Origin of the sequence: Allocoleopsis sp., assembly GCF_036703385.1 — a bacterium.
Lineage (GTDB): Bacteria > Cyanobacteriota > Cyanobacteriia > Cyanobacteriales > Coleofasciculaceae > Allocoleopsis.
The window spans coordinates 1-4,326 of sequence record NZ_DATNPA010000273.1; the positions used below are offsets into that span (position 1 = coordinate 1).

Below are 4,326 nucleotides of genomic sequence, written 5' to 3' on the forward strand. Positions count from 1 at the left end.
GTGATTGGGATAGGCATCCCAGAGATGACAGGTGCAACCTTTGGTTCACTCCCATCGGGGTTACGCCGTATAATTCCAGGCAATCTACTGCTCGTTGAGCGTCCCTCAATCCCACTCACTGATAACTTCCGGGATGAAGATGGGGAATTGCCCCCTAAAGCCAGTTGCGCTGCATCTTGCCGAAATTGCTGTTTGACTGAGTTGGGGGCTTGGGAATCCTGTTCCTGTAGGGATTGAGCAAGGGATTGACCCGATATGAATTTTAAGTGAGTTGGCAAGAGGGCGTTGGTTGAAGTCGCGGTTATCTCTAAGGTAGTTAGTACCAGAACAGCACTTGTCAAGTGGCGAACATCAAGCATGAATTTCTAGGTTTAGCTGACAGGTAAAGGATTATTGTCCCAAGCAAACGGCGATCGCTCAAAGCGCAGCACCCTAGAGAAGCAATCGCACTCGTTGACAGTCAATTCATTGAGAAGTCCTAAATCTTGTATCACCGTTTACAAGCCAGGTGATTTTAAAGATAGGAATAATTGGCTGTGTTCTCTCCTAAGTTGGCATCAAACCTAAGAAGTATTCATCAAGTTAAGTTGCAAATTTGGTAACTAGTAGTCACTACCTGAGTGGATTTGTCAAGCAGAGTCAACTATTTCCCTGAGCCGAGTAGAGACGCCTAACGTAGCGATCGCTACACGATAAACTCTCTTAAGAAACGCCTATTTCGCTCTATCTGGGTTTAGTAGAAAATGCTCTATTCTCTTCCAAGAGAAAGATGCTCTACCGTTTCAAACAGGAGACAATCAAAAACAATTTACCTTAACCACTCAGCCCTTTTCAGAAAAGAGCTGTAACCATAAAGATTATTTTTTCATAGATAGTCGGATACTGTTGGCGAATTAACTGAGGGGTCAGATCCCTCCCCACACCCCCTAAGAGGAGAGGGGCTTTCCGGCTCCTCCTTCCCTTGCTTCTTAAGGAGGCTGGGGGGTTAGGTTTTCCGAATGCGCCAACAACATCTAGCCGTCTTTGTTAGGAGTTAGCCGCACCTTCTTAGGAGCAGCTATTTTTCCTGTGGCATACAGTTTGGTATGAGAGGGTTGATGACTCTTTAACAACATAAAAATTTTGGTGATTCGATTTCAATAAACCTAGCTCTAAAAAGGAAATCACAAGTGAAAATAGGCTCTATTTATCTGGGTGACAGTCATTGTGAATTTACGGTTTGGGCACCTGCTCACGATGATGTAGCGGTGCAAATTGTTTATCCTGAAAACCGCCTTATCCCCATGCAAAAGGATGAACAGGGATACTTTAAAGCACTCGCTGAATGCATTAAGCCTGGAACACTTTATTACTACAAAATAGCCGGGGATGATAGACCCGATCCCGCATCTCATTATCAACCGAAAGATGTACATGGGCCTTCCTCTGTCGTCGATCATAGCCAGATGAATTGGACTGATGCTAATTGGTCTGGTATTCCCTTAGAGGAAATGATCATTTATGAATTGCACGTTGGGACGTTCACGCCAGAAGGTACGTTTGAAGAGATAATTCCCCGATTAAGGGAGTTGCGCGAGTTTGGAGTTAATGCAATTGAGATTATGCCCGTTGCTCAATTTCCGGGCGATCGCAACTGGGGTTACGATGGAGCCTATACTTACGCTGTGCAGAATTCCTACGGTGGCCCCGAAGGCTTGAAAAAACTCGTGGATGCTGCTCACCGCGAGGGCTTATCCGTCATTCTCGATGTCGTTTACAACCACTTTGGCCCTGAAGGAGCCTATTACAGTCTATATGGCCCTTACTTCACGGAGATGTACAAGACGCCTTGGGGCATGGCGATGAATTTTGATGATAAGTACAGTGAGGGGGTGCGTAATTACTTCATCGAAAATGCTCTGTATTGGTTCCAAAACTATCACTTTGATGCTCTGCGATTAGATGCCATCCACGCTATTTATGACTTGGGGGCGACACACATTTTGCAAGAAATGGCAGAGAAGGTTGAAGCTCTTGCCAAATCTGGGGGTAGAAAACTTTATTTAATTGCTGAAAGCGATTTAAACGATGTTCGGGTCATTCGCGAAAAAGAGTTGGGTGGACATGGTATGGATGCCCAATGGAGCGACGATTTCCATCACGTCCTTCATGTATTGCTCACAGGCGAAAAGAGGGGATATTACCAAGATTTTGGAAGCGTTGAACAGCTAGCTAAAGCTTATAAAAATAGCTTTGTTTACGACTGGAAATATGCTCCTCATCGTCGAAGATATCACGGCAGTGATGCGAGTGATCGCCCCGGTTATCAATTTGTCGTTTGCACCCAAAATCACGACCAAGTTGGTAATCGTATGCTAGGTGAACGCTTGACTCATCTAGTATCGTTTGAAGCGTTAAAGCTTGCGGCGGGTGCGCTCATGCTTTCTCCCTACATTCCTATGCTATTTATGGGTGAAGAGTATGGGGAAGATTCTCCTTTCCTCTACTTTGTCAGTCACACAGATCAGGATTTAGTTGAGGCAGTCAGACAAGGAAGAAAAAGAGAGTTTGCTGACTTCCATGCAGAAGGAGAATTCATCGATCCCTTCAGCCTTGATGCTTTCGAGCAATCTACCCTGAAATGGGATAAACGGCAAGAAGGCAAACACAAAGCGCTGTTAGAACTTTATCAGCATTTAATTCAGTTACGCCGCACCTTGCCTGCCCTCAAACAACTCGATAAGCAAAATCTAAACGCTTCTGCCGTTGAAGAAGATAAACTTCTTTTCCTCCGGCGAGGAAGTAGTGGCGACCAAATCTTCTGCATGATGAACTTCAATGATAAAGAAGTGACTTGTCAAACCGCTCCCGGTGGAATCTGGCGAAAAATTTTGGATTCGTCCGATGAGAAATGGATGGGTTCAGGCTCTACTCTGCCCGAAAAACTAATCCGAGGGCAGGAAGTAAAAATTCGTCCACAAAGTTTTGCACTCTACCAGCTGGAAACATTAGCACAATAGACCTCTTGCTCTCATTCAATTTTTGCCGCCCTAACCCCCCAAGAAAAAAAGGCTTCGTCCTTACTCCTCTCTCCTAAAAGGAGAGAACTGTCTTGGGTGGAGGAACCGGAATCTCCAAGTCCCCCCGAATTGGGGGATTTAGGGGGCATTTCAGGATTTATGCAAGAGACGTTCATGAGCGTACCTGCTCACACTCCAGGATGAAAGGAGACTTTCAAAACAGGTCTAATGAACTGAACCGACGTGAGCTGAAAAATCTTGATGCTCAGATTTCTTCCACGAGAAAGATGCGCGATCGCTAGCAAAGGGAGAAAATCTAGACCGACTCCCCTTTTTCCCAGTGCGTGGAATTAAAGATGAAAATCGGCGCTCATTATCTTGGTGACGGTCGTTGTGAATTTACGGTTTGGGCACCCGCTCACGAAGATGTAGCTGTACAAATAGTATCCCCTGCTCAGCGTTTGCTTCCCATGCAAAAAGACGAATGGGGGTATTTTAAAGTACTCGCTGAAGAGATTGAGCCAGGAACACTTTATTTCTATAAACTTGGAGTAGAGATAGATAGACCCGATCCCGCGTCCCACTCTCAACCCAAGGACGTACACGGCCCCTCTGAGGTAATTGATCACAGCCAGATGAACTGGACTGATGCCGATTGGTCTGGCGTTTCCTTAGAGAAAATGATTATCTATGAACTGCACGTTGGCACGTTCACCTCGGAAGGAACCTTTGAGGCAATTATTCCTCGGTTACAAGAGTTGCACGAATTTGGAGTGAATGCGATCGAACTGATGCCAATCGGGCAATTTCCCGGCAACCGAAACTGGGGCTATGATGGCGTTTTCCCCTTCGCGCCGCAACATTCCTACGGGGGTTCCGAAGGATTAAAAAAATTTGTCGATGCAGCACACCAACACGGGATATCAATCATCCTCGACGTAATTTATAACCACTTTGGCCCCGAAGGAAACTACTTCAGTGACTATGGGCCTTACTTCACAGCCCACTATAAAACAGCTTGGGGCAATGCCATTAATTTTGATGGTGAATATAGCTACGGTGTGCGTAATTACTTTATTGCAAACGCCCTGTATTGGTTTGAGAACTATCACATTGACGCCCTACGCTTAGATGCCAGTGACCACCTATACGATATTGGTGTCAAACACTTCCTACAAGAACTCGCAGAAAACGTTGATTCCCTTTCTCAAAAACAAGGTCGGAAACTTTACCTAACAGCAGAGAATGATTTAAGTGATACTAAGATAATTCGTCCCATTGAATCAGGGGGCTATGGTATCGATGCCCAATGGAATGATGCTTTCCA

General features: G+C 45.4%; 4 protein-coding genes. 2 read left to right on the forward strand and 2 right to left on the reverse strand.

Annotation, left to right across the window (positions count from 1 at the left end):
* Nucleotides 1-359: hypothetical protein (locus V6C93_RS13010; protein ID WP_333477082.1), on the reverse strand; the 359-nt coding region annotated here is incomplete at its 3' end.
* Nucleotides 360-371: 12 nt separating this feature from the next.
* Nucleotides 372-494 (reverse strand): hypothetical protein, encoded by a 123-nt coding sequence (locus V6C93_RS13015; RefSeq protein ID WP_333477083.1) that lies wholly within the window; start codon nt 492-494, stop codon nt 372-374.
* A gap of 675 nt (nt 495-1,169) precedes the next feature.
* Between V6C93_RS13015 and treZ the strand changes: the two genes are divergently transcribed.
* Both treZ and V6C93_RS13025 read left to right on the forward strand, forming a co-directional pair.
* A complete protein-coding gene (gene treZ / locus V6C93_RS13020; protein WP_333477084.1) occupies nt 1,170-2,999 on the forward strand; it encodes a malto-oligosyltrehalose trehalohydrolase in 1,830 nt (609 codons plus the stop codon).
* A 356-nt stretch (nt 3,000-3,355) separates the two neighbouring features.
* The coding region (locus V6C93_RS13025) for an alpha-amylase family glycosyl hydrolase (RefSeq protein ID WP_333477085.1) at nt 3,356-4,326 on the forward strand (971 nt) is incomplete at its 3' end.